The organism is Kitasatospora papulosa (genome assembly GCF_000717245.1).
GTDB classification, from domain to species: Bacteria; Actinomycetota; Actinomycetes; order Streptomycetales; family Streptomycetaceae; genus Streptomyces; species Streptomyces papulosus.
On the sequence record NZ_JNYQ01000013.1, the window covers coordinates 33,743 to 57,690 of the forward strand.

Below are 23,948 nucleotides of genomic sequence, written 5' to 3' on the forward strand. Positions count from 1 at the left end.
TCCATGAGCACAGAAAGCACTCCCGCGCTCGTGAAGGGCGCGGCGGGCGTGGACGCTGTGGGGACCGACGGCCCGGCTCCGGCCGGGCCGTCGGCCCGCAGTCCTCGCGCCCGCAGCACGACCGCTTATCTCCGCTACACGGCGGGCAAGCTGGCCGGTGCGGCCGTCTCGTTGTTCGCCGTGCTCGTCACCAGCTTCTTCCTCTTCCGTCTGATCCCCGGCGACCCGGTCAAGCAGATGACCGGTGGCCGGCAGGTCTCGACCGAACAGATCGCCGCGATGCGCGAGGAGTTCGGCCTGGACCTGCCCCTCTGGCAGCAGTTCACCGACTACTGCGGCAAGGCCCTGACCGGGGACTTCGGTACGTCGTACCAGTTCCGCGCGCCGGTCATGGACAAGATCACCGAGGCGCTGCCCGCGACGCTGCTGCTGACCGGCACGGCGTTCGTGATCTACACGGCGATCGGCATCTGGCTGGGTGCCAGGTCAGCGTGGCGCAACGGCTCGGCCGGCGACCGCTTCCACACCGCCTTCGCCCTGACGCTGTACTCGGTGCCCTCGTTCTGGCTCGGCCTGCTGCTGATCATCACCCTGTCGGTCGGCATCGGCCCCGTCCCCGGCATGTTCCCGACCGGCGGCATGGAGTCCGGCGACGAGAGCGGCTTCGCCTACGTCCTGGACGTGGCCCACCATCTCGTCCTGCCGGTCGTCACCCTCGTCGCCGTCGAGTACGCGCGCACCCTGCTGGTGATGCGCTCCTCGCTGCTCGACGAGATGGGCAGCGACTACCTCACGACGGCACGCGCGAAGGGGCTCCGGGACGACCTGGTGCGTCGGCGTCACGCCGTCCCGAACGCGATGCTCCCGACGGTGACCCTGCTCTTCGTCAACCTGGGCAACACCGTGGCGGGCGCCATCCTGGTCGAGACGGTGTTCTCCTGGCCGGGTCTGGGCGGACTGTTCTACCAGGCCCTGAGCGTGCCCGACCTGCCACTGGTGCAGGCGCTGTTCTTCATCTTCGCCGCCGCGGTGATCCTGATGAACACGCTCGCCGATGTGATCTATCCGCTCCTCGATCCCCGGGTGGGCCGATGACGACCACGACAGACGCCGCACGGATCGCCGGCCCGCGCGCGCTGGCCTGGGCCCGCCGCCGCCAGGCCGCGGCCCGCTTCTGGCAGCAGTACCGCGGCCACCGCACGGGCGTGGCCGGCCTCGTCGTCCTCGCGGTGATCGCCCTGACGGCGCTCTCGGCGCCGCTGCTGGTCGGCGCGGGCTCGCAGAGCGTCACCGCCGCTCCGGGCGGTCCGCTGGAATCTCCGAGCGCCGAGTTCCCCCTGGGCACCGACCAGTTCGGCCGCAGTCTGCTCGCCCTGCTGGTGTGGGGGACGCGGGTCTCGCTGACCGTCGGTCTGCTGGCCGCGTTCCTCTCGGTGGCCATCGGGACCCTGGTGGGCATCACGGCCGGCCACTTCAAAGGCTGGTACGGCAACGTCGTCATGCGGATCACCGACTGGTTCCTGGTGATGCCGACGCTGGTGCTCGCCATCGCGCTGGCCACCGTGCTCTCGCGTTCGCTCTGGACGACGATCCTCGCCATCGGGGTGACGACCTGGCCGACGACCGCGCGGCTCGTGCGGGCGCAGACGCTGTCCGTGGAGTCCCGTCCGTACATCGAGCGCTCCAAGGCGCTCGGCGGCGGGCACGGCCACATCATGTCCCGTCACGTCCTGCCCAATGTGATGCCGCTGGTGCTCGCGCAGACCACGCTGGTGATCTCCACCGCCATCCTCACCGAGGCGACCCTCGCCTTCCTCGGGCTGGGCGATCCCACGATCGTCTCCTGGGGCGGGCTGCTCCAGGACGCCCGTGAGGCCGGGGCCGTCAGCTCCGGCAACTGGTGGTACCTCGCCCCGCCCGGACTCGCCATCGCGGTCGTCGCCCTCGCGTTCACGCTGTGCGGCCGCACCATCGAGTCCGTGCTCAACCCCAAGCTGGGGGTGTCCCGTTGACCGCCGTCAAGACCGAGAGCGTTCCGAAGCCGGAGACCGGGCAGCCGTTGCTCGACGTCCGGAACCTGCACGTCACCTACGGTTCCGGGGCGTCGGCCGTCCCTGCCGTCCGGGGTGTCGACCTGCGGGTGGAGGCGGGCCGGAAGCTCGGCATCGCCGGGGAGTCCGGCTGCGGGAAGTCGACGCTGGCGCTCGCCCTGCTGCGCCTCCTGCCCGCGTCCGCGACCCTGAGCGGCGAGATCCTGCTCGACGGTGAGGACGTCCTCACCATGAAGTGGGGGCGGCTGCGGGCCGTGCGCTGGGCGGGGGCGTCGATCGTCTTCCAGGGCGCGATGCACTCGCTGAACGCCGTGCACCGCATCGGGGACCAGATCGCCGAACCGATCCTGCTGCACAGCAAGGCGTCCCCGGCCGCCGCCCGTCGGCGCGCCGGTGAGCTGCTGGAGCAGGTGGGGCTGCCGGCCGCGCGCGCGGACGCCTATCCGCACGAGCTGTCCGGCGGGCAGCGCCAGCGTGTGATGATCGCGATGGCACTGGCATGCGACCCTCGGCTGATCATCGCCGACGAGCCCACGACGGCCCTCGACGTGATGATCCAGGCGCAGATCCTGCGGCTCATCGAACAGCTCGTCAGTGACCAGGACCTCGGTCTGATCATGATCAGCCACGACCTGGCGGTGCTCTCCGACACCTGTGACCGGCTGGCGGTGATGTACGCCGGACGGGTCGTCGAGGAGGGCCCGGCCGACCAGGTCTACGAGAACGCCAGGCACCCCTACGGCAGCGCCCTGTCGGCCGCCTTCCCCCGTATCGGGGACCCCGCGTCCCGGCACGCGCCACGGGGTCTGCCCGGGGATCCGCCGGACCCGTCCGCGCTGCCCTCGGGCTGTACGTTCCATCCGCGCTGCACGGCGGCGCTGGACTCCTGCGCCACCGAGGACCAGGTGCTGCGGCCGGCCGGTCCGTCCCGCCGTGCCGCCTGTGTGCTGGTGGAGCCGGAGGCCACGGCCGCGCCCGTTCCGCCCGACGGCGCCGAGGAAGCAAGGAGCACCTCATGACGACCACCCCCCCGGCACCCCTGCTCAGCGCCCAGGCGCTGGAGGTCGCCTTCCCGGGCCGTCGGGGGGCGGCGACCGCGCGTGCGGTCGACGGCGTCGACCTCGACATCCGTCCCGGCGAGATCGTCGCCCTGGTCGGCGAGTCGGGCTGCGGGAAGACGACACTGGCCCGGTCCCTGCTCGGCCTGGTCCCTCCCACGGCCGGCCGGGTCACCTTCGGCGGCGAGCCGCTGGACTACGCGGGCCGGGCGCTGAAGGCGTACCGCAAGCGGGTGCAGCTGGTGCTCCAGGACCCCAGTGGTTCCCTCAACCCCCGTCACACGGTGTACGACGCGGTGGCGGAGGGCCTGCGCATCCACGGGTACACGGGGGACGAGGGGGCGGCCGTGTCCGGGGCGCTGGCGCGCGCGGGGCTGCGGCCTCCGGAGCGCTTCCTCCTGCGGTATCCGCACGAGCTGTCCGGCGGGCAGCGTCAGCGCGTCGTGATCGCGGGCGCCCTGGTCCTGGAACCCGAGCTGATCGTCGCGGACGAGCCCGTGGCCTCGCTGGACGCGTCCGTCCGCGGCGAGATCCTGGCGCTGCTGCTGAAGCTGCGTGACGAACTGGGCCTGTCGGCCCTGGTGGTGACGCACGATCTGGGGCTGGCGTGGAACATCGCGGACCGGGTCGCGGTGATGTACCTGGGCCGGATCGTGGAGACGGGTGACGTGGAGCAGATCCTGACGGCTCCCCGGCACCCGTACACCCAGGCCCTGCTGTCCGTGCTGCCGGAGGCGGACGGGGAGCCGGTGATCCTGACGGGCGAGCCGCCGGACCCCTCGAAGGTCCCGTCCGGCTGTCGCTTCCACGCCCGCTGCCAGGTGCTCGCCTCGGGTGAGGCGGAGCGGGCGGGCGTGGCGGACGCGTGCCGCACGAAGGACCTGCCGGTGCTGGAGGGGGGCGGCCGTACCCAGGTCGCCTGCCACTGGGTGGCGGCGGAGACGGCCCGGGCGGTCTAGAGCGGGGCGTGGTGGATCGCCCCGGACAGTTCGGCCAGGGGCCGGCCCGTGCCGCCCCAGCGGTGCTGGATGATCTCGGCGGCGATGGACACGGCCGTCTCCTCGGGTGTCCGGGCTCCGAGATCGAGGCCGACGGGTGAGGCGAGGCGGGCGAGTCCAGCCTCGTCCACCCCGGCCTCCCGCAGCCGGGCGAGCCGGTCGGCGTGGGTCCGGCGGCTGCCCATCACCCCGATGTACGCGGCGGGGGTCCGCAGCGCCGCGGCGAGCAGCGGCACGTCGAACTTCGGGTCGTGGGTCAGGACGCAGACGACCGTGCGCGCGTCCACCGGGGTCGAGGCCAGGTAGGTGTGCGGCCAGGCGCAGACGACCTCGTCCGCCGTGGGGAAGCGTTCCCGGGTGGCGAAGGCCGGACGGGCGTCGCACACGGTCACGCGGTAGCCGAGGAAGGACCCGATCCTCGCGGTGGCCGCGGCGTGGTCGATGGCGCCGAAGACGAGCATGCGGGGTGCGGGGGCGTAGGTCTGGACGAAGACGGTGACGTCCTGCATCCGGCGTTCACCGTGCGCGCCGTACCGGATGGAGCCGGTGGCTCCCTGGGCGAGCAGTCCGCGCGCGTCGTCGGTGACGGCGGCGTCGAGCCCCTCGTCGCCGAGGGAACCGTCCGCCCGGCCGTCGCGGACCAGCAGCCCGGCACCCCGGCGCGCGGCTCCGGACACCACGGTGGCGAGCGCGACGGGCTCCCCGGCGGCGACGGTGCCGACGAGTACCCGCAGTCCTTCCCGGTCCGCAGGCGCGACGCAGGGCCGCACCAGGACGTCGATCGTGCCACCGCAGGTCAGCCCGGCGCCGAAGGCCTCGTCGTCGCTGATGCCGTAGGTCCGCAGCTCCGTCCGGCCCGTGGTGAGGGTCTCCGTGGCGACCTCGTAGACATCGCTCTCCACGCACCCCCCGGAGACGCTGCCCGCCACCGCGCCCGAGGCGGTCACCGCCATCGTGGCGCCCGGGGCCCGGGGCGCGCTGCCCCGCACCGCGACGACGGTGGCGAGGGCGAAGGGCGTACCGGCGGTCAGCCAGTCGCTCAGTTCCGGCAGCAGCTCACGCACGTGCGGACTCCTCCTGGGCCGACGGCTCCTGCCCACGAGGATGCCCCGGCGCCGGCCCGCGCACCACAGGGCGGCGTCAGGACCGTTCGTACGCCTCGATCAGCTCGCTCGACCGCTTGACGTCGGCGGCCATCGCCACGAGCAGGTCGTCGATCGACTCGAACTTCAGCATGCCGCGCACGTAGGCCAGGAAGTCCACGGCCACGTGAAGTCCGTACAGGTCGAGACCGACGCGATCGATGGCGTACGCCTCGACGGTCCGCTCCGTGCCGTCGAACTGCGGGTTCGTGCCGACGGAGATCGCGGCGGGCATCGCCTCGCCGTTCACCGTGAGCCAGCCGGCGTAGACGCCGTCGGCGGGGATGGCGGTGTGCGGAAGGGTCTCCACGTTCGCCGTGGGGAAGCCGAGCTCACGCCCGCGCTGGGCACCCCGCACCACGACGCCCTCGACGCGGTGCGGGCGGCCGAGGATCTCCGCGGCCCCCGCGACGTCGCCCTCGGCGATCAGGCGGCGGGTGAGCGTCGAGGAGAACGGCTCGCCGCCGCCCGCTTCGCCGCTGACGTAGAGGTCGATGACCTCGGTGCCGTAGTCGTACGTCGCACCGAGTTCGGTGAGGAACGTGACGTCGCCGGCCGCGCGGTGTCCGAACCGGAAGTTGGGGCCTTCGATGACCAGCTTCGCGTGGAGCTTGTCGACGAGGACCTTCACGATGAAGTCGGCGGGCGAGAGCTGCGAGAACGCGGCGGTGAACGGCAGGATCAGCACCGCGTCCACCCCGAGCCCGGCCATCAGCTCGGCACGGCGCTGGTGCGGTGCGAGCAGCGGCGGGTGCGTGCCGGGGCGGACGACCTCGCTGGGGTGCGGGTCGAAGGTGACGACGACCGAGGGGACGCCGAGCTCCCGCGCCCGCTCCACGGCACGGCCGATGATCAGCTGGTGTCCGCGGTGCACCCCGTCGTAGGACCCGATGGTGACGACGCTGCGTCCCCAGTCCTCAGGGATGTCCTCCAAGCCACGCCAGCAGTGCACTCTGACCGCTCCTCGCCCGAACCTGTGTACGTGTGTATGTCCATTACGCAGGTCTAAGACTGCCATGCTCACGTCCCGCGGCCTGCATCGGCATGGGGATCGCGGCCCGTGGTCCGCCGGGTGCCTCGAGGGCGAGCCGGGCTGCGGGCCCCACCACGGTGGCCCATTCCTGGGGGGCGTCCGTCAGCCACCGGGAGACGAGGGCGGCGAATCCGGGAAGGTCCCGGGCGAGTTCGGCCAGCCCCCGGTCGAAACGGCCCGCGCCCTCCGCCGTCCGGGCGAGGAGCGTCCCGGTGCGGTGCACCAGGGCCCGGGTGCGGGCTTCGGGACGGAGTCCGCAGCCCGCGGCGGCTGCCCGCAGCAGGGCGTCGAGGACCTCGGGGTCCCTTCCGGTGTCCTGCTCGAAGTCCAGCAGGACCTCCAGCAGCTCGGCCCGCAGCGGCCGCGAAGCGGAGGTTCCCGGAGCGGCGAGCACCCGGGCGAGCGCGGCGCGCACGGGCGGCGGCGCCGGGTTGTCGCGCAGCAGGCCCGTCATCAGGGGCAGGAGCAGCGCCCGGGCGGCGGGGCTGTGCTCCAGCCTGAGGTCCACGTAGGAGGCGGCCTGCGCCGCGGCGTCCGGGCCCGGCCGGCTGTCGATGAAGCAGCGCACGAGCCCTGGGGCGTGGAGTGCGAGGGCGGGGGTGTCCAGGGCGGCCATGTCCCGCAGCACCCCGTCGGCGGCCTCCCCGGGCAGCGACAGGCGGGCCCGCAGCGCGGCGAGCACCGGCTCGGGGTGCTCGGGGAAGACCTCGGTGAGCAGGGCCACCGGCAGCCGGGGGTCGCCAGCGGCGAAGACCCTCAGGGCCTGCGGGAGGTGACGGCCTCCTGTCCCCGGATCGCGTACGAGGACGGTGAGCGCCTGGGCGTGCAGGACGGCGTCGTCCGGCCGGGCCAGCAGGGTGAGTGCGGCACGGCGCAGCAGGGCGCGGTCGGAGTCGTGGAGGGTGCGGGCGGCGGTGAGCGGGAGGTGCACGGCCGCGGTGGCGCGCCGCGCGGGCCGCTCCTCGTCGCGCGCCCAGCGGTCCAGAGCTCTGCACAGCGCCGCCGGCTCGTCCTCGGCGAGGGTGGCGAGCAGTTCGGCGGCCCGCGGATGGGGGGTGTCGACGAGCGCCTCGGTGAGGTCGTCCACGGCGAGGTCCCGCCTGGCGTACAGGAGGGCCTGGGCGGCGGCGGCCACGGTGAGCCGCATCGGCACGCCCTCCTCGGCGGGCAGCGGACTGTCGTCCGTGAACCAGCGGCACAGCAGCGGCTGGACGGTCCCGGGGCGGGCGGCCAGCCGCCGGGCCACCGCGTCGAGGTAGCGTTCCCCGCCGTCCGGGCGGGGGGCTCCGTCGGCCGGCAGGAGGCGTCGCAGCAGGTCGATCCGGTCCTCCTCGGGCAGCCGGACACGGCGCCAGAACCACGGCCCGAACTCCGCGTAGGGGCCGAGGGCGTCGGGCCCGCCACCGGACTGGGAACGCCGGGTGATCCGCCCTGCCAGCACCCGGAGCACCCCGAGGCAGGGCCGGGCGTCCGGAACCCTCAGGAGGCTCTCGCGAAGCAGATGGGCAGCCCACCACGCGGCGTCGGTGTGCCGCTGCCGCGTGCCGGGCGCCAGGCGGTCCATCGCCTCGATCAGGTCGGCCATCCGGTGGGCCAGCGCCGCGTGCCCCTGGCGCCGCTCCAGCAGGAGCATCGCCTGAAGCACGGGGCCGGTGCGGTGACGCGGCACGGGGAGGTTCCGGGGCTCGGCCGGGTCCTGCGGAGGCTCGGGCACCACCGGCGCGCCGTCCGTGTGCCAGCGGTGGACCAGCGAGTACAGCGCCGCGTCCAGGTCGAGGTGCGCGCCCTGCACCCAGTCGCCCAGCTCCTCGTGGGCGAACCGGTAGCCCGCTCCCGCCGGGACCAGCAGCCCCTCGGTGAGGACCGCCGAGGCCCACCCGGTGCGCCAGGGGAAGATCTCCTCGAAGGACGCCCGGTCCAGCTCGCCCTGTCCCGGGCCGAGGCAGCGCCTGGCCGCCTCGTGGACCTGGCCGGCCACCTTCGCCGCCAGCCGGCGGACGGCCGTGCCCCGGAGCGCGGGCTCCGCCTGCGCCCCGATGCGGACGGCGATGCGGACGCAGGCGAGGTCCAGGTGCGCGGCGAAGACCTCCTCCGTGCCGGGACGCCCGGGGACGTCGGGGGGCAGCGCAGCCCGCACCTCGGCCAGCAGGCGCAGGGTGAGGGGATGCCGGTCGTGGCCGGGTTCGATCGCGCCGGGCGGGATGCCGTACCGCTCCCGCGCCAGCTCGGCCTGTTCCGCCGTGAGGTCGCCGAGCCGGACGGCCGGCGGCATGCCCCTGGCCGGCCGCTCCGGGCGGTGCAGGGCACCGGGCGGGTACAGGGCGCCCGCGGTCTCCCAGTGTTCGGGGCGGCAGGCGACGAGCAGGCGCACCTCATGGGCCCGGAGCCACTCCGCGCTCGCCGCGGCCCAGCCGGCGAAGCGGTGGGCCAGCAGGGGCGGCATCTCCTCCGGGCCGTCCACGACGACGAGCAGCGCCCTTCCGGACGCCGAGGCGAGGCGCGCCACCCGTTCCGGGGTGGCCGCCTCCATGTCGCCGCGGGCCCCCGCGGCGGTGAGGATCCGGCCGGAGCGCCCCAGGGTCCGGGTCATCGCGTCGGCGACCGAGCTGTCGTCGGCGAGCAGATCGGCTCCGCGCAGCCAGAGCGTCAGGGCGGGGACCGGGCCGCAGGCCCGGCGGGCGGCCAGGGCGGCGAGTTCCGTGGTGCGGCCGCTGCCCGGGGCTCCGACCAGGCCCAGCACGGGTTCGGTGCCCGTCTCGAACGCGGTGAACTCCGCGATGGTCCCGGGGCGTTCGACGGCCTCCGGACCGCAGGGCCGCCCGTCCGCCTGACCGAGGGAGGTGGCGGTCAGCTGCAGGGCCCCCGCGAGGTTGAGGTCGCAGCCGAAACCGGGGACGGCGCTCGCGTTGCGCCCGAGCACCTCGGCGAGCGGCCCGGGAGCCTCCTGGAGGGCCAGGGGGACGGCGAGCCCCGCGGTCTCACGCCCCGCGCCGAGCGCCGTCGAGAGCACACCGAGAACGGCCCCGGTACACGGGTCCGTCACGGGCCCGCCGACGGCGGCTCCGCCGGAACGCAGCGCGTCACGGCCGTCCGTCCCGAGGGCGAGCTCCAGCGCGCCGTCGACGGCGTGCTCGCGTCCGCCCTCGGAGTAGGTGGCCGGGGTCGTCCCGAGCACCCGTGCCTCTCGCCAGCCGTGGGCGGCGATCCGGACGTAGGTGCCCGCTGCGATCTCCTCGCGTACGGCGATGGGGAGCGGCTCGACGCCCAGGGTCCCGGCGCCGCCGGTGCTCAGCAGGGCGAGGCCCACGCCGGGAAGTGCGGTGACGTCCTCGGGGCCGATCACCCGGCTGCGGCCGTCGGCGGTGTGCAGCGTCAGGTGCGGCGAGCGCGCGACCGCCTGATGACTGGTGACGACCGTGCCCCGGTCGTCCGCGACGAACCCGGTCCCCCGCGGCCGGCCGGCCTGATCGCAGATCCGCACAAGTTTCGACCGGTCCCCGCTGCCCATGGTCCGACGGTAGATCCCAGGTGATCCACAGCGGAAACCCGTATGGCCGAAGCGCCCCCCTCGCACCCCTCCGTCACTCCGAGCGCCCGCCCGTTGGGGTGAATCAGCGGGTTCGGGTGGACAGGAATGGTCGCGGGAGGGGGATCGTGGAGCCGGCACCTCGGGGGGGGCCGCCGGCTCCACGAGGGGCCCGGAACCACAGAGCTCGCGTCGGCGAGGCCGACGAGGGTCAGGCGAAGACGGCGAGGCTCCTGGCCTTGCCCTTCTGCTCCTCGACGAGCACCAGGAACGCCCCGTCGGGCCCGAAGACCCCGACCGGCCCCGGCGGATACGACGGCATGTCCAGCCGTACGCCGTTGAGCAGCAGCTTGGCCCGCTTCTCGTCCACGTCCCAGCGGGGGAAGGCCGAGGCGGCGGCCTCGGCCACCGGCATCACGGTCAGCTCCTGCTGGTGCTGGTCCAGGGTGCGCGCCGCGTCGAGGCCGTAGGGCCCGACCCGGGTCCGCCGCAGCGCGGTCAGATGGCCGCCCACCCCGAGACCTGCGCCGAGGTCGCGGGCCAGGGCACGGATGTACGTACCCGAGGAGCAGACCACGGAGACGACCAGGTCGACGACCGGGGTGCCGTCCTCGGCGACCTCCTCGCGGACGTCGTAGACCCGGAAGGACGAGATGGTCACCGGGCGGGCCGGGATCTCGAACTCCTCGCCGCCGCGTACCCGGGCGTAGGACCGCTTGCCGTCGATCTTGATGGCGCTGACCTTGGACGGCACCTGCATGATCGCGCCGGTGAGCGCCGCGACCCCGGCGTCGATGCCCTCACGGGTGACCGCCGAGGCGTCGGTGGACGAGGTGATCTCGCCCTCCGCGTCGTCGGTGACGGTGTCCTGGCCGAGCCGGATCGTCCCCAGGTACTCCTTCTCGGTCAGGGCGAGGTGACCGAGCAGCTTGGTCGCCCTCTCCACGCCGAGTACGAGGACTCCGGTCGCCATCGGGTCCAGCGTGCCGGCGTGGCCGACCCGCCGGGTACGGGCGATGCCGCGCATCTTGGCCACGACGTCGTGCGAAGTGAAGCCGGACGGCTTGTCGACGATGACGAGGCCGTCCGGCGTTCTGTCCTGCTTGTTCTGCGTCATGCGGAAGGCGAGTCCCCGTCGTTCTCGTCGGACTCGTCCTCCGGCTTGCGGTACGGGTCGGCACCACCGGCGTAGGTGGCGCCCGACGACGCCTCGCGGACCTTGGCGTCCGAGGCACGTGCCCGGTCGAGCAGGTCCTCGATCGCCTTGGCGTTGTCCGGGAGGGCGTCCGCCACGAAGGCCAGGGTGGGGGTGAACTTGGTCCCCGCCGCGGCACCGACCGCCGAGCGCAGGATGCCCTTGGCGCTCTCCAGTCCGGCGGCCGCGCTGGCCCGCTCCTCGTCGTCGCCGTAGACCGTGTAGAAGACCGTGGCCTCCCGCAGGTCACCGGTGACACGCGTGTCCGTGATGGTCACGTGCGTGCCCAGACGCGGGTCCTTGATACCGCGCTGCAGTTTCTCGGCGACCACCACCTGGATGAGGTCCGCCAGCTTCTTCGCCCGCGCGTTGTCGGCCACTGGTCCGTCTCCTTCTTAAGCCTTGCTCAATCGTCTTCGTCGCTGTGCAGCCGCCGCCGTACGGACAGCAGCTCCACCTCCGGCCGGCCCGCGATCATGCGTTCGCACCGGTCGAGTACATCTGTGAGGTGCCCGGTGTCCCCGGAGACCACGGCAAGACCGATCTCGGCCCTGCGGTAGAGGTCCTGCCCACCTGTCTCCGCGACACTCACCGCGTACGCGCGGCGCAGCTCGGCGACGATCGGGCGGACGACGGAACGCTTCTCCTTCAGCGACCGTACGTCGCCGAGGAGCAGGTCGAAGGACAGAGTCCCCACGTACATGTGTGTCCGGATGTCCCGCCGGTTCGGGTTCGCGCCCCGCCATCGCTTGGCGGGGACACAAGAACCGTACACGGAACGGCCGGGGCCGATCGACGGAAATACGACCCGTCGACCGGCCCCGACCGAGAAGGTGAGCCCGGAGGTCTCCCCCCGGGATCCCCCGTTGATCAGCCTCGCGGCTTCTCGCGCATCTCGTACGTCGCGATGACGTCGTCGATCTTGATGTCGTTGAAGTTTCCGAGGTTGATACCGCCCTCGAAGCCTTCGCGGATCTCGGTGACGTCGTCCTTGAAGCGACGCAGACCGGAGATGTTGAGGTTCTCCGCGATGACCTTGCCATCGCGCAGCAGGCGCGCCTTGGTGTTGCGCTTGACCTCGCCGGAGCGGACCAGCACACCGGCGATGTTGCCCAGCTTGGACGAGCGGAAGATCTCGCGGATCTCCGCCGTGCCGAGCTCGACCTCTTCGTACTCCGGCTTGAGCATGCCCTTGAGGGCCGCTTCGATCTCTTCGATCGCCTGGTAGATGACCGAGTAGTACCGGACGTCCACGCCCTCGCGCTCGGCCATCTGCTCGGCACGCCCTGCGGCGCGCACGTTGAAGCCGATCACGATGGCGTCGGAGCCGGTCGCCAGGTTGATGTCCGACTCGGTCACCGCACCCACACCGCGGTGCAGGACCCGGATGTCGACCTCTTCACCGACGTCGAGCTGGAGCAGCGAGGACTCGAGAGCCTCCACCGAACCGGACGCGTCGCCCTTGATGATGAGGTTGAGTTCCTGGACCAGACCGGCCTTGAGCGCCTCGTCCAGGTTCTCCAGGGAGAACCGGACACCCTTGCGGGCGAAGTTGGCGTTGCGCTCACGAGCCGCACGCTTCTCGGCGATCTGACGGGCCGTACGGTCCTCGTCGACCACCAGGAAGTTGTCGCCGGCACCCGGGACGTTGGTGAGACCCAGGACCAGGACGGGGGTCGAGGGACCCGCTTCCTGGACGTTGTTGCCGTTGTCGTCGAGCATCGCCCGGACACGGCCGTACGCGTCGCCGACGACCATCGTGTCGCCGATGCGCAGCGTTCCGCGCTGGACGAGGACGGTCGAGACGGCACCGCGGCCGCGGTCGAGGTGGGACTCGATCGCAATACCCTGCGCGTCCTGCTCCGGGTTGGCCCGCAGGTCGAGCGAGGCGTCGGCGGTGAGGACGACGGCCTCCAGGAGAGCCTCGATGTTGAGGCCCTGCTTGGCGGAGATGTCGACGAACATCGTGTCGCCGCCGTACTCCTCGGCCACCAGACCGAACTCGGTGAGCTGGCCGCGCACCTTGGTCGGGTCGGCACCCTCGACGTCGATCTTGTTGACCGCGACCACGATCGGCACCTCGGCCGCCTTGGCGTGGTTCAGCGCCTCGATCGTCTGGGGCATCACACCGTCGTTCGCCGCCACCACGAGGATCGCGATGTCGGTGGACTTCGCACCACGCGCACGCATGGCGGTGAACGCCTCGTGACCCGGGGTGTCGATGAAGGTGATGCGGCGGTCCTCGCCGTTGACCTCGGAGGAGACCTGGTACGCACCGATGTGCTGCGTGATGCCGCCGGCCTCGCCCGCGACGACGTTCGTCTTGCGGATCGCGTCCAGCAGTCGGGTCTTACCGTGGTCGACGTGACCCATGACGGTCACGACCGGCGGACGGGAGACCAGGGCCTCTTCGCCGCCCTCGTCCTCACCGAACTCGATGTCGAAGGACTCGAGCAGCTCGCGGTCCTCCTCCTCGGGGCTGACGATCTCCAGGACGTAGTTCATCTCGTCCGCGAGAAGCCTCAGCGTCTCGTCGGAGACCGACTGCGTGGCGGTGACCATCTCGCCGAGGTTCATCATCACGGCGACGAGCGACGCCGGGTTGGCGTTGATCTTCTCCGCGAAGTCGGTCAGGGACGCACCGCGCGACAGCCGGACAGCCTGCCCGTTGCCGCGAGGCAGCATGACGCCGCCCACCGACGGGGCCTGCATGGCCTCGTACTCCTGGCGCCTCTGACGCTTCGACTTGCGACCACGGCGCGCGGGACCACCGGGACGGCCGAACGCACCCTGCGTGCCACCACGGGCACCCGGGCCGCCGGGACGTCCACCGAAGCCGGGACGACCGCCGAAGCCGCCGCCACCACCGGGACGGCCTGCGCCGCCACCGCCACCGGGACCACCGGGACGGCCGGCGAAGCCGCCGCCGCCACCGCCGGGACCGGCCGGACGGCCTGCGAAGCCGCCGCCACCGGGACGACCGCCGCCGCCACCGGGACGACCGCCACCACCGGGACCACGGCCGCCGCCGGGGCCACCGCCGGGACGCGGGCCAGCAGCGGGACGCTGCGGCATCATGCCGGGGTTCGGACGGTTACCCGAGGGGGCACCGCCCGGACGGGGAGCCTGCGGACGGGGCATGCCGCCCGGGGTCGGACGTGCGCCACCCTGGCCCTGGGGGCGCGGGGCGCCACCGGGACCACCCTGCGGGCGCGGGGCGCCGGGGCGCTCCTGACCGCCGCCGGGGCGCGGGGCACCGCCGGGACGGGGCGCCTGGGGACGCGCCATGCCGGTGGAGCCGCCGGAGGTGAAGGGGTTGTTGCCCGGACGGGGACCGGCCGGACGTGCGCCGCCGGGGCGGGGTGCGCCCTGGCCGGCGGGACGTGCGGGACGGTCTCCGCCGCGCTCGCCGCCACGGCCGCCGTCACGCTCGCCACCACGACCGCCGTCACGCTGACCGCCGGCCGGGGCCGGACGGGCGGGACGCGGGCCGGGGGTGGCGCCGGTGGGACGGGGGGCCTGCTGCGGCGCGGCAGGCTGCTGGGCCGGAGCCGGAGCCGAGAACTCCGCGGCGGGCACCGGGGTGACCGGGGCGGGCTTCGGCGCGGGCCGGGGGCCCGGACGGGGACCCGCCGACGGCGCGGAGGGCGCCGCGGGGGTGCTGCTCGCCGGAGTCTCCGCGGCGGCCGGCTTGGGGGCCGGGGCGCCGGGCTTCGGGGCAGCGGGACGTGCCGCGGCGGCCGGGGACGGCGCCGCGGGCTTCGCGGGGGCGGCCTTGCGGGGCGCGCCAGGCTTCGCAGCGGACTTGCCGGCGTTGCCGCCGGGCCCCTGCAGTGCGTCAGTCAGTTTGCGTACAACCGGCGCCTCGATCGTCGAGGACGCCGAACGGACGAATTCACCGAGTTCTTGGAGCTTGGCCATGACGACCTTGCTCTCCACGCCGAACTCCTTGGCGAGCTCGTATACCCGGACCTTAGCCACTTCGCTCCTTTTAGGTCCGGGTTACCGCCGGACCGTCGCTACTTCATGGGCGTACTCATCGCGTACTCATCGAGTGCTCATCGCAATCTCGACCTACTTCCAACTCGCGAGGTACCTGACCGCACGGGGACCCGTGCCGTTCACTTTTCTACGGTGTCACCCGCTCGACGAACCGCTGCAGTGCGGCGGAGTCGAACGGCCCCTTGGCCTTGAAGGCCCGGGGGAATGCCCGGCGGCGGACCGCCAGGTCGAGACAGACAGAGGCGGGGTGTACGTACGCACCCCGGCCGGGCAGCGTACCGCGTGGATCAGGGACAACCTCTCCCTCGTCCACCACGATGCGCAGCAGCTCGCTCTTGGCCGCTCGCTCCCGGCATCCCACACAGGTTCGCTCGGGGCAAGCGCGGGCGTGCGTCCGGCCAGACACGGTTAAGTCTACCTCCCCGTACCGACCACACCCCTTCGGGGCACAAATCGAACGGATGTTGTCGTGATCTCAGCGGCATCGCGCCTTGATCTATTCCTTCGGAGCCGGTCCGGGGGCCGCCGCGGGCGGCCCCCGGACCGGCTCCGGTGGTCTCAGCCGCGCTCGGCGCGCTCGCGGGCGCGCTCGGCGCGCTCCCGGTCGGCGACGTCCCGCTCGGCCTCGGTCTCGGTGTCCGGACGGATGTCGATGCGCCAGCCGGTGAGCCGGGCGGCGAGGCGGGCGTTCTGGCCCTCCTTGCCGATCGCCAGGGACAGCTGGTAGTCGGGCACGGTCACCCGGGCGGAGCGCGTGCCCAGGTCCACGACCTCGACCTTGCTGACCCGCGCGGGTGACAGCGCGTTGGCGACCATCTCGGCGGGGTCGTCCGACCAGTCCACGATGTCGATCTTCTCGCCGTGCAGCTCCGCCATGACGTTGCGCACACGGCTGCCCATCGGGCCGATGCAGGCGCCCTTGGGGTTCAGACCGGCCCGGGTGGAGCGCACGGCGATCTTGGTCCGGTGACCGGCCTCGCGGGCGATGGCCTCGATGGCGACCGACCCGTCCGCGATCTCCGGGACCTCCAGCGCGAAGAGCTTCTTGACGAGGTTCGGGTGGGTGCGCGAGAGCGTGACGGACGGACCGCGCACCCCCTTGGCCACGCGTACGACGTAGGTGCGCAGCCGCAGGCCGTGCGTGTACTCCTCGCCGGGCACCTGCTCCTGCACGGGCAGGATGGCTTCCAGCTTGCCGATGTCGACCAGGACGTTCTTGGGGTCCTTGCCCTGCTGGACCAGGCCGGTGACGACGTCGCCCTCGTGGCCCGCGTACTCCCCGAACGTCCTGTCGTCCTCGGCGTCGCGCAGCCGCTGCAGGATGACCTGCTTGGCGGTGGTCGCGGCGATACGGCCGAAGCCGGACGGCGTGTCGTCGAACTCCTTGGGCTCCTGGCCCTCCTCGAGCTCGGCCGGGTCGTCCTTGGCCCACACCGTGACGTGGCCGGAGGCGTCCAGCTCGACGCGCGCACGGCGGTGGCTGCCCTCGGTGCGGTGGTACGCGATGAGGAGGGCCGACTCGATCGCCCCGACGAGCACGTCGAAGGGGATCTCCTTGTCCTGCGCCAAGCCCTTCAGAAGCTTCACATCGATGTCCACGGCTACGCCTCCTCTTCCTTCTTGTCCTTGCGGTTGAATTCGATCTCCACGCGCGCCCTGCTGATCTCGTCGAAGGCGACACGGCGCGACGTGGGCTTGCGGCCCTTGACGCCCGGCACTTCCAGATCGAGTCCCTCGTCGTCCACCCCGAGGATGCGGGCCACCAGCTCGCCGCCCTCGCCCAGGGTGAGCCGGGCCAGCCGACCGGTGGCGCGTACGTAGTGGCGGTGCTCGGTCAACGGGCGGTCCGCGCCCGGAGAGCTCACCTCGAGGACGTACTCGTCCTCACCCATCGCGTCGGTCTCGTCCAGCTTCTCGGAGATGCTGCGGCTGAGTTCCGCGCAGGTGTCGAGCTCCACGCCGTCCTCGGAGTCCACGATGACTCTCAGCACCCTCCGCCGGCCCGCCCGGGACACCTCGATCTCCTCGAGGTCCAGCTCCTTGGCGCTGACGAGCGGCTCCAGCAGCCCGCGCAGCCTGTCGCTCTGGGTGGTGCTCATCCGGGTGACTCCTCGGCCGCGTGTGCTGTTGTGGGGATCGTCGCGTGTCAGGTCAAAGGGTATCCGGTCCGCAGGGGTGTTGCCGTCCGCCTCCCGCCCTGCCGCGGGTACGCTCACCTTCGGTGATCACTTCGGGTCAGAAACTGTCAAAAACCAGGCTGAAGGAGACAAGTGCGCCGCACGGGGACGACGCGCAGGAGTGCGCTCACCGCCACGGGAGCAGTCGCCCTGGGTGCGGTGCTGACCGGCTGCGGGGACGGGCCGCGGAACCGCGACCTGCCCGGCGGCGCGGATGCCCGGACCGCCGCGCTCCGGGAGCGGACGGCTCTGCGGGCCGCTGCCGCCCGTGACAGCGCCTCGCTGCTCTCCCGCTACGAACAGGTCGCGGCCGCCCACCCGCTGACGGAGGCGGGAATCGCGCCGATGGGTGCCGCGGTACGCGCACACCTGGCGGCCCTGGGCGGTCCGGCGAAGGCGGCCGGCACGTCGCCCCCTCCCTCCCCGCCGGCCACCCCCGCCGACGCGCGGGCGGCGCTGCGGGAACTGGCGGCCGAGGAACGCCGGGTGGCGGACGGACGGGCCACGGCCCTGCTGAACGCCGAACCCGAACTGGCCAGGCTGCTGGCCTCGATCGCCGCGGCCGGCGCGGCGCACGCGTATCTGCTGACCGAACTGGCCAAGGAGACCCCGGCATGACCCAGCTGGCGGGAAAGGACGGCACCGACAGCACGCTGCGGGCCGCACAGGCCGCGCTCGCGGCCGAACACGCCTCGGTGTACGGCTACGGGGCGCTGGGCGGGCGTCTGGAGGACGGCCGCCTGCGCGACGCGACGGCCGCCTCCGACGCCCACCGGGCCCGGCGCGACGCGCTCGTACGGACGGTGCGGGACCTGGGCGGCACGCCGGTCGTGGCGCAGGCCGCGTACGCGCTGCCCTTCGCGGTGCGGGACCCGGCGAGCGCGATGCGGCTCGCCGCGGTGCTGGAGGAACGGGTCGCGGGTGTGTACTCCGACCTCGTACGTGCCGCCGGTGGCTCGCTGCGGCAGGACGCCGCGGGTGCGCTCCGGGAGGCCGCGGTGCGCGCGGCGCGCTGGCGCGGCACCGGCGTAGCCTTTCCTGGGCTCACCGAGAAGGCCGCCCCTCCGGAGGACACGGCGGAGGCAGGGGCCACGGGGGTCACGCACTGACGTCCCGCTCCGGGATCACGCTCTGAAAGGGAACACGGCACGTATGGGTTCTGAACCGCCGCAGCGGCTGGTGCGAGCGCTCGGTGAGACGTACGGGGAAGCGGCCGCCGCCGAGTGGCTCGCACGGCTCCCCGCGCTCACCGACCGCGCCCTGTCCGCGCACGGGGTCTCCCTGGAGCGTGTGTGCGCCCCCGGTGGACGCACCGCCCTCGTCCTCCTGGTGCGCCGGGCCGACGGCACACCCGGCGTGCTGAAGATCGCGCCTCCCGGAGCCGTTCCCGCGCTGGAGGCGGCGGCGCTCGCCCACTGGAACGGCTGGGGCGCCGTCGAGCTCCTGGCCGGCCCCGGCGCCACGCCGCCGGACGACGCCCTCGTGCTGGAGCGGCTGCACCACGAGGTCTCCCTGCGTTCGCTGCCGGAGGCGAAGGCCCTGCTGGAGGCCGCCGGGACGGTACGGCGCCTGTGGGTGGAGCCCCCGGCCGGCCACGGCTTCGAGACCGTCGCCGAGCGCACCGCCCGGCAGCTGGATGCCATGCGCGCGGCGGCCGAACGGGACCCCGCGCTCGAACCTCTCGTCTCGGCGGCCCTCGCGGCACGTGAGGAACTGGTCCAGGACTCCCCCGAACTCTTCCTGCTGCACGGCAACTTCCGCCAGAGCAAGGTCCTGGCGGGCGAGCGCGCTCCCTGGCTGGCGGTCGGTCCCGAGCCGCTGACCGGTGAGCGCGCGTACGACCTGGCGCGGCTGGTGCGCGACCGGGTCGAGGACCTCATCGCCTCGCCCGGTGGTGCCGCGACGGCCCGGCGCCGGGTCAAGAAGCTCGCCGAGTCGCTGGACGTCGACCAGGCGCGGCTGCGCGGCTGGACGCTGTTCCGCGCCGTGGAGTCCGGCACCCGGGCACTGACGGTGGGGCGTGCCCAGGACGGCGAGATGTCCCTGGAGTTCGCCGACTGGCTGTAGCCGTACGCGAAGGGCCCCGCGCGCCGCGCGGGGTCCTTCGCGCTGTCCTGCCGGTCAGCCGCGGTCGGTCAGCCGGGCGATCGCCTCGTCGACCGTGAGCTCCTCGCGCTCGCCCGTGCGGCGGTCCTTCAGCTCCAGGACGCCCTCGGCCGAACGGCGGCCCGCGACAAGGATCTTCGGGACACCGATGAGCTCGGAGTCGGTGAACTTCACGCCGGGCGAGACGCCCGCGCGGTCGTCGACCAGGACACGCAGGCCCGCGGCGTTGAGCTTCTCCGAGACGTCGAGGGCCAGCTCGGTCTGGAGCGCCTTGCCGGCGGCGACGACGTGCACGTCGGCCGGGGCGATCTCGCGGGGCCAGCACAGGCCCTTGTCGTCGGCGGTCTGCTCGGCGAGTGCGGCCACCGCGCGGGAGACGCCGATGCCGTAGGAGCCCATGGTGACGCGGACCGGCTTGCCCTGCTGGCCGAGGACGTCGAGGGAGAAGATGTCGGCGTACTTGCGGCCGAGCTGGAAGATGTGGCCGATCTCGATGGCGCGGTCCACCTGGAGACCGGTGCCGCAGTTGGGGCAGGGGTCGCCCGCCTCGACGACGACGACGTCGAGGTAGTCGTCGACCTCGAAGTCGCGGCCCGCGACGACGTTCTTCGCGTGCTTGCCCTCCTTGTTGGCACCGGTGATCCACGCGGTGCCCGCGGCGACGCGGGGGTCGGCGATGTAGCGGACCTTCTCCAGGCCCTGCGGGCCGACGTAGCCGCGCACGAGATCGGGGCGCTCCACGAAGTCCTCGGCGGTGACGAGCTCGACGACCGCGGGGGCGAGGTGCTCACCGAGCTTGCCCATGTCGACCTCGCGGTCGCCGGGCACGCCCACGGCCACGATCTCGCCGTCGACCTTGATCAGGAGGTTCTTCAGGGTGGCGGAGGCCGGGACACCGAGGTGCGCGGCGAGGGACTCGATCGTCGGGGTGTCGGGGGTGTCCAGCTCCTCGACGGCGCCGGCCGCGTCGGCGACGGCCGTGACCTTGTACGTCACCGCCTCGGTGTTGGCGGCGTAGTCGCAGTTCGGGCAGTCGACGAAGGTGTCCTCGCCGGCGGGGGCGGGGGCGAGGAACTCCTCGGACGCCGAGCCGCCCATGGCGCCGGAGACAGCGGAGACGATGCGGTGGTCGAGGCCGAGGCGCTCGAAAATCCGGATGTAGGCGGCGCGGTGCAGCTGGTACGCCTCGGCCAGGCCCTCGTCGGTGGTGTCGAAGGAGTACGAGTCCTTCATCTGGAACTCGCGGCCGCGCAGCACACCGGCGCGGGGGCGGGCCTCGTCGCGGTACTTGGTCTGGATCTGGTAGAGGATCACGGGCAGGTCCTTGTAGGACGAGCACATGTCCTTGACGACCTGGGTGAAGATCTCCTCGTGGGTGGGGCCCAGGAGGTAGTCGGCCCCCTTGCGGTCCTGGAGGCGGAACAGCAGGTCGCCGTACTCGTCGTACCGGCCGCTCGCCTCGTACGCCTCCTTGGGCAGCAGCGCGGGGAGCAGCACCTCCTGGCCGCCGATGGCGTCCATCTCCTCGCGCACGACGCGGGTGACGTTCTCCAGCACCTTCTTGCCGAGCGGCAGCCACGACCAGATACCGGCCGCGGTGCGGCGTACGTAACCGGCACGGACGAGGAGCTTGTGGTTGAGCGTCTCGGCGTCCGCCGGGTCGTCGCGCAGTGTCTTGATCATCAATCGGGACATGCGCTGGACCTGGGCCATGATGAACTCCTGCTCGGAAGGGTGGTGAGCCCGAGGTTAGCCGGGCCGCCCGCGCGGGCGGAAATCCATTCCCCGGACCGTCCCCCGCGGGGAGGGCGGACGGTCTCAGCCGCGGCGGCGCAGCGGAAGGGGCGCGCCCATCACGGCGTACGGCTTGGGCGCGCTCGGGAAGAGCACCTGCCGGGCCAGGTCCTGGTAGCCCAGGGCGCGGTAGAGACCGCGGGCGGGGCTGTCGGTGTCGATCGCGGAGAGGATGGAGCGGGGCAGGTCCACCGTGTCCGTGATGGTGGTGATCAGGCTGCGGCCGATGCCGCGCTGCTGGAACTCCGGGTGCACGTGGAGTTCGGTGATCACGAACGAGTCGTCGAGCCAGTCCTCGGATCCGGTGACGCGCAGATACGGTTCGACGACGGTCGACCACCAGTGCGTCCGGCTGTTCGGCAGCCCGTAGACGAATCCCACGAGCCGTCCGTCGGCGGCGACGGCACCGAAGGAGCGCGCCCCCGGGTCGTCGAGGTGCCGCAGGACGATGTGGCGGCGTACGTCGATCTCGTCCTGCGAGAGGCCGAAGGCGTGGGCCTGCACGACGAGTGCCTCGTCGACGCGCGCGGCCAGGTCGAGCGGTCCGACCACGATGTCGGGGGTCCCGGAGCCCCAGGGGGACATGGGGGTTGCTGCTGCCATGCGGGGAACCCTACTGGCCGTACGGTCGCTCAGAACAGCACGCTCATGAACGCGCCCGTCTCCTGGAAGCCGACGCGGCTGTAGGCCCTGCGCGCGGGGGTGTTGTAGTCGTTCACGTACAGGCTGACGACGGGTGCGACGTCCTGGAGGGCATAGCGCAGGACGGCTGCCATGCCGGTCTCCGAAAGTCCCCGGCCACGGGCTTCGGGGGCGACCCAGACGCCCTGGATCTGGCAGGCGCGGGGGGTTGCCGCGCCGATCTCCGCCTTGAAGAGGACCTTGCCGTCCTCTATGCGGGCGAAGGAGCGGCCGGTGGAGATGAGTTCGGCGACGCGCGCCTGGTAGAGGAGCCCGCCGTCGCCCGCCAGCGGGGAGACGCCGACCTCCTCGGTGAACATGGCCACGCAGGCCGGCATGAGGACGTCCATCTCCTCCTTGCGGACCCGGCGCACGAGCGGGTCGGCCGCCACCTCGGCCGAGGGCTGCTCGGCGACCATGAGCGGCTGGTTGGGCCGCACCTCGCGGGCGGGGCCCCAGCTGGGTTCGAGGAGACGCCACAGCTGGGCCGTGGGGCCGGCAGGGCCGACGATCGAGGAGCAGCGGCGGCCGGCCCTGCGGGCGCGGTCGGCGAAGGCCCTGACGGCCTCGGGGGTGGCGCAGATGGGCACGAGATTGGCCCCGGAGTAGCAGAGCGAGCGCAGCCGGCCGTCGGCGTACCAGCCCCACATCTCGCCGCCGAGCCGCCATGGGTCGAGCCCGGCGATCTGGACGCGGGAGGTGACGAACGCGTTGTCGACGGGTTCGCTCTCGAGGATGGCGAGCGCGGCGGGGAGCTCGCCGGGGTCGAGGACCCGGGTAGTGGTCTGCGTCAACACTGGGGCCTCACCGAACGGTCTACTGATGTCCGCACTGTACCCGTCAAGACTGTGGGGTGCCGCCCCGCGGGGGGCCGGGCCCGGTGGACCGGGGGCCGCACACGGCGGTGCCCCGCAGGCAGGGCCTGCGGGGCACGGCGCCGAGGGGGGCGGGGGAGGTCAGCCGGCGATGGAGACCTGGGGCTCGCCCGAGGCGATGCCGTCCTTCTCCATCTGCTCCGCGATCTTCATGGCCTCCTCGATGAGGGTCTCCACGATCTTCGACTCGGGGACGGTCTTGATGACCTCGCCCTTCACGAAGATCTGGCCCTTGCCGTTCCCGGAGGCCACTCCGAGGTCGGCCTCACGGGCCTCACCCGGGCCGTTCACGACACAGCCCATCACCGCGACGCGCAGCGGGACCTCCAGACCGTCCAGGCCCGCGCTCACCTGGTCGGCCAGCTTGTACACGTCCACCTGCGCGCGCCCGCACGACGGGCAGGAGACGATCTCCAGCCGACGCTGCTTGAGGTTCAGCGCCTCCAGGATCTGCAGGCCGACCTTGACCTCCTCCGCCGGAGGGGCCGACAGCGACACCCGGATCGTGTCCCCGATGCCCTCGGAGAGCAGCGCGCCGAACGCCACCGCGGACTTGATGGTGCCCTGGAACGCCGGGCCGGCCTCGGTCACACCCAGGTGCAGCGGGTAGTCGCTCTGCGCCGCCAGCTGGCGGTAGGCGTTCACCATCACGACCGGGTCGTTGTGCTTGACCGAGATCTTGATGTCGCCGAAGCCGTGCTCCTCGAAGAGGGACGCCTCCCACAGGGCCGACTCGACGAGGGCCTCGGGGGTGGCCTTGCCGTACTTCTTCAGGAGCCGCGCGTCCAGGGAGCCGGCGTTGACGCCGATCCGGATCGGGGTGCGGGTCTCGGAGGCCGCCTTCGCGATCTCCTTGACCTTGTCGTCGAACTGCTTGATGTTGCCCGGGTTCACACGGACCGCCGCGCAGCCCGCGTCGATCGCCGCGAACACGTACTTCGGCTGGAAGTGGATGTCCGCGATCACGGGGATCTGGGACTTCCTGGCGATCGTCGCCAGCGCGTCGGCGTCGTCCTGCGTCGGGCACGCGACCCGGACGATCTGACAGCCCGACGCCGTCAGCTCCGCGATCTGCTGCAGCGTCGCACCGATGTCGGACGTGCGGGTCGTCGTCATCGACTGGACCGAGACCGGTGCGTTGCCACCGACCGCGACCGTCCCGACCTGGATCTGGCGGCTGACCCGTCGGTCGGCGAGCTTGGTCGGAACGTCCGGCATTCCGAGAGAAATCGCAGTCATGCGCTGAGCATCCCCAAGGTGTGGATCAGTGTGGATCGAGGTCCCGAGAACGGCGGGCTCCAGGATTCGAG

21 protein-coding genes are annotated in these 23,948 nt (G+C 72.7%); 7 read left to right on the top strand and 14 right to left on the bottom strand.

The genetic code is table 11. The features are described from left to right. The first annotated feature begins 3 nt into the window (after nucleotides 1-3). Genes IA22_RS0127210 through IA22_RS0127225 form a run of 4 tightly spaced genes read left to right on the top strand, consistent with a single transcriptional unit; the run spans nucleotide 4 to nucleotide 4,068 of the window. On the top strand, nucleotides 4-1,095 hold the full coding sequence (locus IA22_RS0127210; protein WP_030125145.1) for an ABC transporter permease: 1,092 nt from the start codon (nucleotides 4-6) through the stop codon (nucleotides 1,093-1,095). Next, a complete protein-coding gene (locus IA22_RS0127215; RefSeq protein WP_014153737.1) occupies nucleotides 1,092-2,012 on the top strand; it encodes an ABC transporter permease in 921 nt (306 codons plus the stop codon). The genes IA22_RS0127210 and IA22_RS0127215 overlap by 4 nt, the downstream gene beginning before the upstream one ends. After that, complete coding sequence (locus IA22_RS0127220; RefSeq protein ID WP_015578968.1) at nucleotides 2,009-3,070, top strand: ABC transporter ATP-binding protein; 1,062 nt, start codon at nucleotides 2,009-2,011, stop codon at nucleotides 3,068-3,070. Before IA22_RS0127215 ends, IA22_RS0127220 begins: the two co-directional genes overlap by 4 nt. After that, nucleotides 3,067-4,068, top strand: a complete 1,002-nt coding sequence (locus IA22_RS0127225) for an oligopeptide/dipeptide ABC transporter ATP-binding protein (protein ID WP_014153739.1) — start codon at nucleotides 3,067-3,069, stop codon at nucleotides 4,066-4,068. Before IA22_RS0127220 ends, IA22_RS0127225 begins: the two co-directional genes overlap by 4 nt. Here the strand turns inward: IA22_RS0127225 and IA22_RS0127230 are convergent. The 10 genes from IA22_RS0127230 to rimP all read right to left on the bottom strand — a co-directional run bounded on the left by IA22_RS0127230 (nucleotide 4,065) and on the right by rimP (nucleotide 17,104). After that, a complete protein-coding gene (locus IA22_RS0127230) occupies nucleotides 4,065-5,171 on the bottom strand; it encodes an XdhC family protein (protein WP_030125146.1) in 1,107 nt (368 codons plus the stop codon). The genes IA22_RS0127225 and IA22_RS0127230 overlap by 4 nt on opposite strands. A 76-nt stretch (nucleotides 5,172-5,247) precedes the next feature. Beyond that, on the bottom strand, nucleotides 5,248-6,201 hold the full coding sequence (locus IA22_RS0127235) for a bifunctional riboflavin kinase/FAD synthetase (protein ID WP_015578966.1): 954 nt from the start codon (nucleotides 6,199-6,201) through the stop codon (nucleotides 5,248-5,250). Between the two features lie 43 nt (nucleotides 6,202-6,244). Further along, a complete protein-coding gene (locus IA22_RS0127240; protein WP_030125148.1) occupies nucleotides 6,245-9,790 on the bottom strand; it encodes a S1 family peptidase in 3,546 nt (1,181 codons plus the stop codon). A 229-nt stretch (nucleotides 9,791-10,019) separates the two neighbouring features. After that, on the bottom strand, nucleotides 10,020-10,925 hold the full coding sequence (truB, locus tag IA22_RS0127245) for a tRNA pseudouridine(55) synthase TruB (RefSeq protein WP_014153743.1): 906 nt from the start codon (nucleotides 10,923-10,925) through the stop codon (nucleotides 10,020-10,022). Continuing rightward, nucleotides 10,922-11,383: a 30S ribosome-binding factor RbfA gene (gene rbfA, locus IA22_RS0127250; protein WP_014153744.1), complete on the bottom strand. Its 462-nt coding sequence runs from the start codon at nucleotides 11,381-11,383 to the stop codon at nucleotides 10,922-10,924. Before rbfA ends, truB begins: the two co-directional genes overlap by 4 nt. A 26-nt stretch (nucleotides 11,384-11,409) precedes the next feature. Continuing rightward, nucleotides 11,410-11,706: a DUF503 domain-containing protein gene (locus IA22_RS0127255; protein WP_014153745.1), complete on the bottom strand. Its 297-nt coding sequence runs from the start codon at nucleotides 11,704-11,706 to the stop codon at nucleotides 11,410-11,412. 167 nt (nucleotides 11,707-11,873) lie between these two features. Further along, a complete protein-coding gene (gene infB / locus IA22_RS35435) occupies nucleotides 11,874-14,984 on the bottom strand; it encodes a translation initiation factor IF-2 (RefSeq protein ID WP_078468471.1) in 3,111 nt (1,036 codons plus the stop codon). 148 nt (nucleotides 14,985-15,132) lie between these two features. Then, on the bottom strand, nucleotides 15,133-15,411 hold the full coding sequence (locus IA22_RS0127270) for a YlxR family protein (protein WP_014153747.1): 279 nt from the start codon (nucleotides 15,409-15,411) through the stop codon (nucleotides 15,133-15,135). 152 nt (nucleotides 15,412-15,563) lie between these two features. Next, complete coding sequence (gene nusA, locus IA22_RS0127275; protein WP_030125150.1) at nucleotides 15,564-16,604, bottom strand: transcription termination factor NusA; 1,041 nt, start codon at nucleotides 16,602-16,604, stop codon at nucleotides 15,564-15,566. A gap of 2 nt (nucleotides 16,605-16,606) precedes the next feature. Next, entirely contained in the window at nucleotides 16,607-17,104 is a 498-nt protein-coding gene (gene rimP, locus IA22_RS0127280; protein ID WP_014153749.1) for a ribosome maturation factor RimP, read from the bottom strand. Nucleotides 17,105-17,275: 171 nt separating this feature from the next. Here rimP and IA22_RS0127285 point away from each other — a divergent pair, with 171 nt between their 5' ends. The 3 genes from IA22_RS0127285 to IA22_RS0127295 are packed head-to-tail and all read left to right on the top strand — an operon-like array spanning nucleotide 17,276 to nucleotide 19,249. Continuing rightward, nucleotides 17,276-17,800 carry a hypothetical protein gene (locus IA22_RS0127285; protein ID WP_015578961.1) on the top strand — a complete coding sequence of 175 codons (525 nt, stop codon included), beginning with the start codon at nucleotides 17,276-17,278 and terminating at the stop codon, nucleotides 17,798-17,800. After that, the gene (locus IA22_RS0127290) at nucleotides 17,797-18,291 is read left to right on the top strand and encodes a ferritin-like domain-containing protein (RefSeq protein ID WP_014153751.1); all 495 of its coding nucleotides are present in this window, start codon (nucleotides 17,797-17,799) and stop codon (nucleotides 18,289-18,291) included. Before IA22_RS0127285 ends, IA22_RS0127290 begins: the two co-directional genes overlap by 4 nt. A 43-nt stretch (nucleotides 18,292-18,334) precedes the next feature. Then, complete coding sequence (locus IA22_RS0127295) at nucleotides 18,335-19,249, top strand: aminoglycoside phosphotransferase family protein (RefSeq protein ID WP_015578960.1); 915 nt, start codon at nucleotides 18,335-18,337, stop codon at nucleotides 19,247-19,249. Nucleotides 19,250-19,303: 54 nt separating this feature from the next. Here IA22_RS0127295 and IA22_RS0127300 read toward each other — a convergent pair whose 3' ends face one another. The 4 genes from IA22_RS0127300 to ispG form a co-directional block, all read right to left on the bottom strand. Continuing rightward, a complete protein-coding gene (locus tag IA22_RS0127300; protein ID WP_030125151.1) occupies nucleotides 19,304-21,001 on the bottom strand; it encodes a proline--tRNA ligase in 1,698 nt (565 codons plus the stop codon). A 105-nt stretch (nucleotides 21,002-21,106) separates the two neighbouring features. Beyond that, a complete protein-coding gene (locus tag IA22_RS0127305) occupies nucleotides 21,107-21,685 on the bottom strand; it encodes a GNAT family N-acetyltransferase (RefSeq protein WP_014153754.1) in 579 nt (192 codons plus the stop codon). A 29-nt stretch (nucleotides 21,686-21,714) separates the two neighbouring features. Beyond that, a complete protein-coding gene (locus tag IA22_RS0127310) occupies nucleotides 21,715-22,560 on the bottom strand; it encodes a GNAT family N-acetyltransferase (RefSeq protein ID WP_014153755.1) in 846 nt (281 codons plus the stop codon). A gap of 159 nt (nucleotides 22,561-22,719) precedes the next feature. Continuing rightward, entirely contained in the window at nucleotides 22,720-23,877 is a 1,158-nt protein-coding gene (gene ispG, locus IA22_RS0127315) for a flavodoxin-dependent (E)-4-hydroxy-3-methylbut-2-enyl-diphosphate synthase (RefSeq protein WP_015578957.1), read from the bottom strand. Nucleotides 23,878-23,948 lie beyond the last annotated feature (71 nt).

Coding starts and splice junctions, on each gene's coding strand:
- IA22_RS0127210 (WP_030125145.1), top strand. CDS start 4: ATGAGCACAGAAAGCACTCCCGCGCTCGTGAAGGGCGCGGCGGGCGTG.
- IA22_RS0127215 (WP_014153737.1), top strand. CDS start 1,092: ATGACGACCACGACAGACGCCGCACGGATCGCCGGCCCGCGCGCGCTG.
- IA22_RS0127225 (WP_014153739.1), top strand. CDS start 3,067: ATGACGACCACCCCCCCGGCACCCCTGCTCAGCGCCCAGGCGCTGGAG.
- IA22_RS0127240 (WP_030125148.1), bottom strand. CDS start 9,790: ATGGGCAGCGGGGACCGGTCGAAACTTGTGCGGATCTGCGATCAGGCC.
- truB (WP_014153743.1), bottom strand. CDS start 10,925: ATGACGCAGAACAAGCAGGACAGAACGCCGGACGGCCTCGTCATCGTC.
- IA22_RS0127255 (WP_014153745.1), bottom strand. CDS start 11,706: ATGTACGTGGGGACTCTGTCCTTCGACCTGCTCCTCGGCGACGTACGG.
- rimP (WP_014153749.1), bottom strand. CDS start 17,104: ATGAGCACCACCCAGAGCGACAGGCTGCGCGGGCTGCTGGAGCCGCTC.
- IA22_RS0127290 (WP_014153751.1), top strand. CDS start 17,797: ATGACCCAGCTGGCGGGAAAGGACGGCACCGACAGCACGCTGCGGGCC.
- IA22_RS0127295 (WP_015578960.1), top strand. CDS start 18,335: ATGGGTTCTGAACCGCCGCAGCGGCTGGTGCGAGCGCTCGGTGAGACG.
- IA22_RS0127300 (WP_030125151.1), bottom strand. CDS start 21,001: ATGGCCCAGGTCCAGCGCATGTCCCGATTGATGATCAAGACACTGCGC.
- IA22_RS0127305 (WP_014153754.1), bottom strand. CDS start 21,685: ATGGCAGCAGCAACCCCCATGTCCCCCTGGGGCTCCGGGACCCCCGAC.
- ispG (WP_015578957.1), bottom strand. CDS start 23,877: ATGACTGCGATTTCTCTCGGAATGCCGGACGTTCCGACCAAGCTCGCC.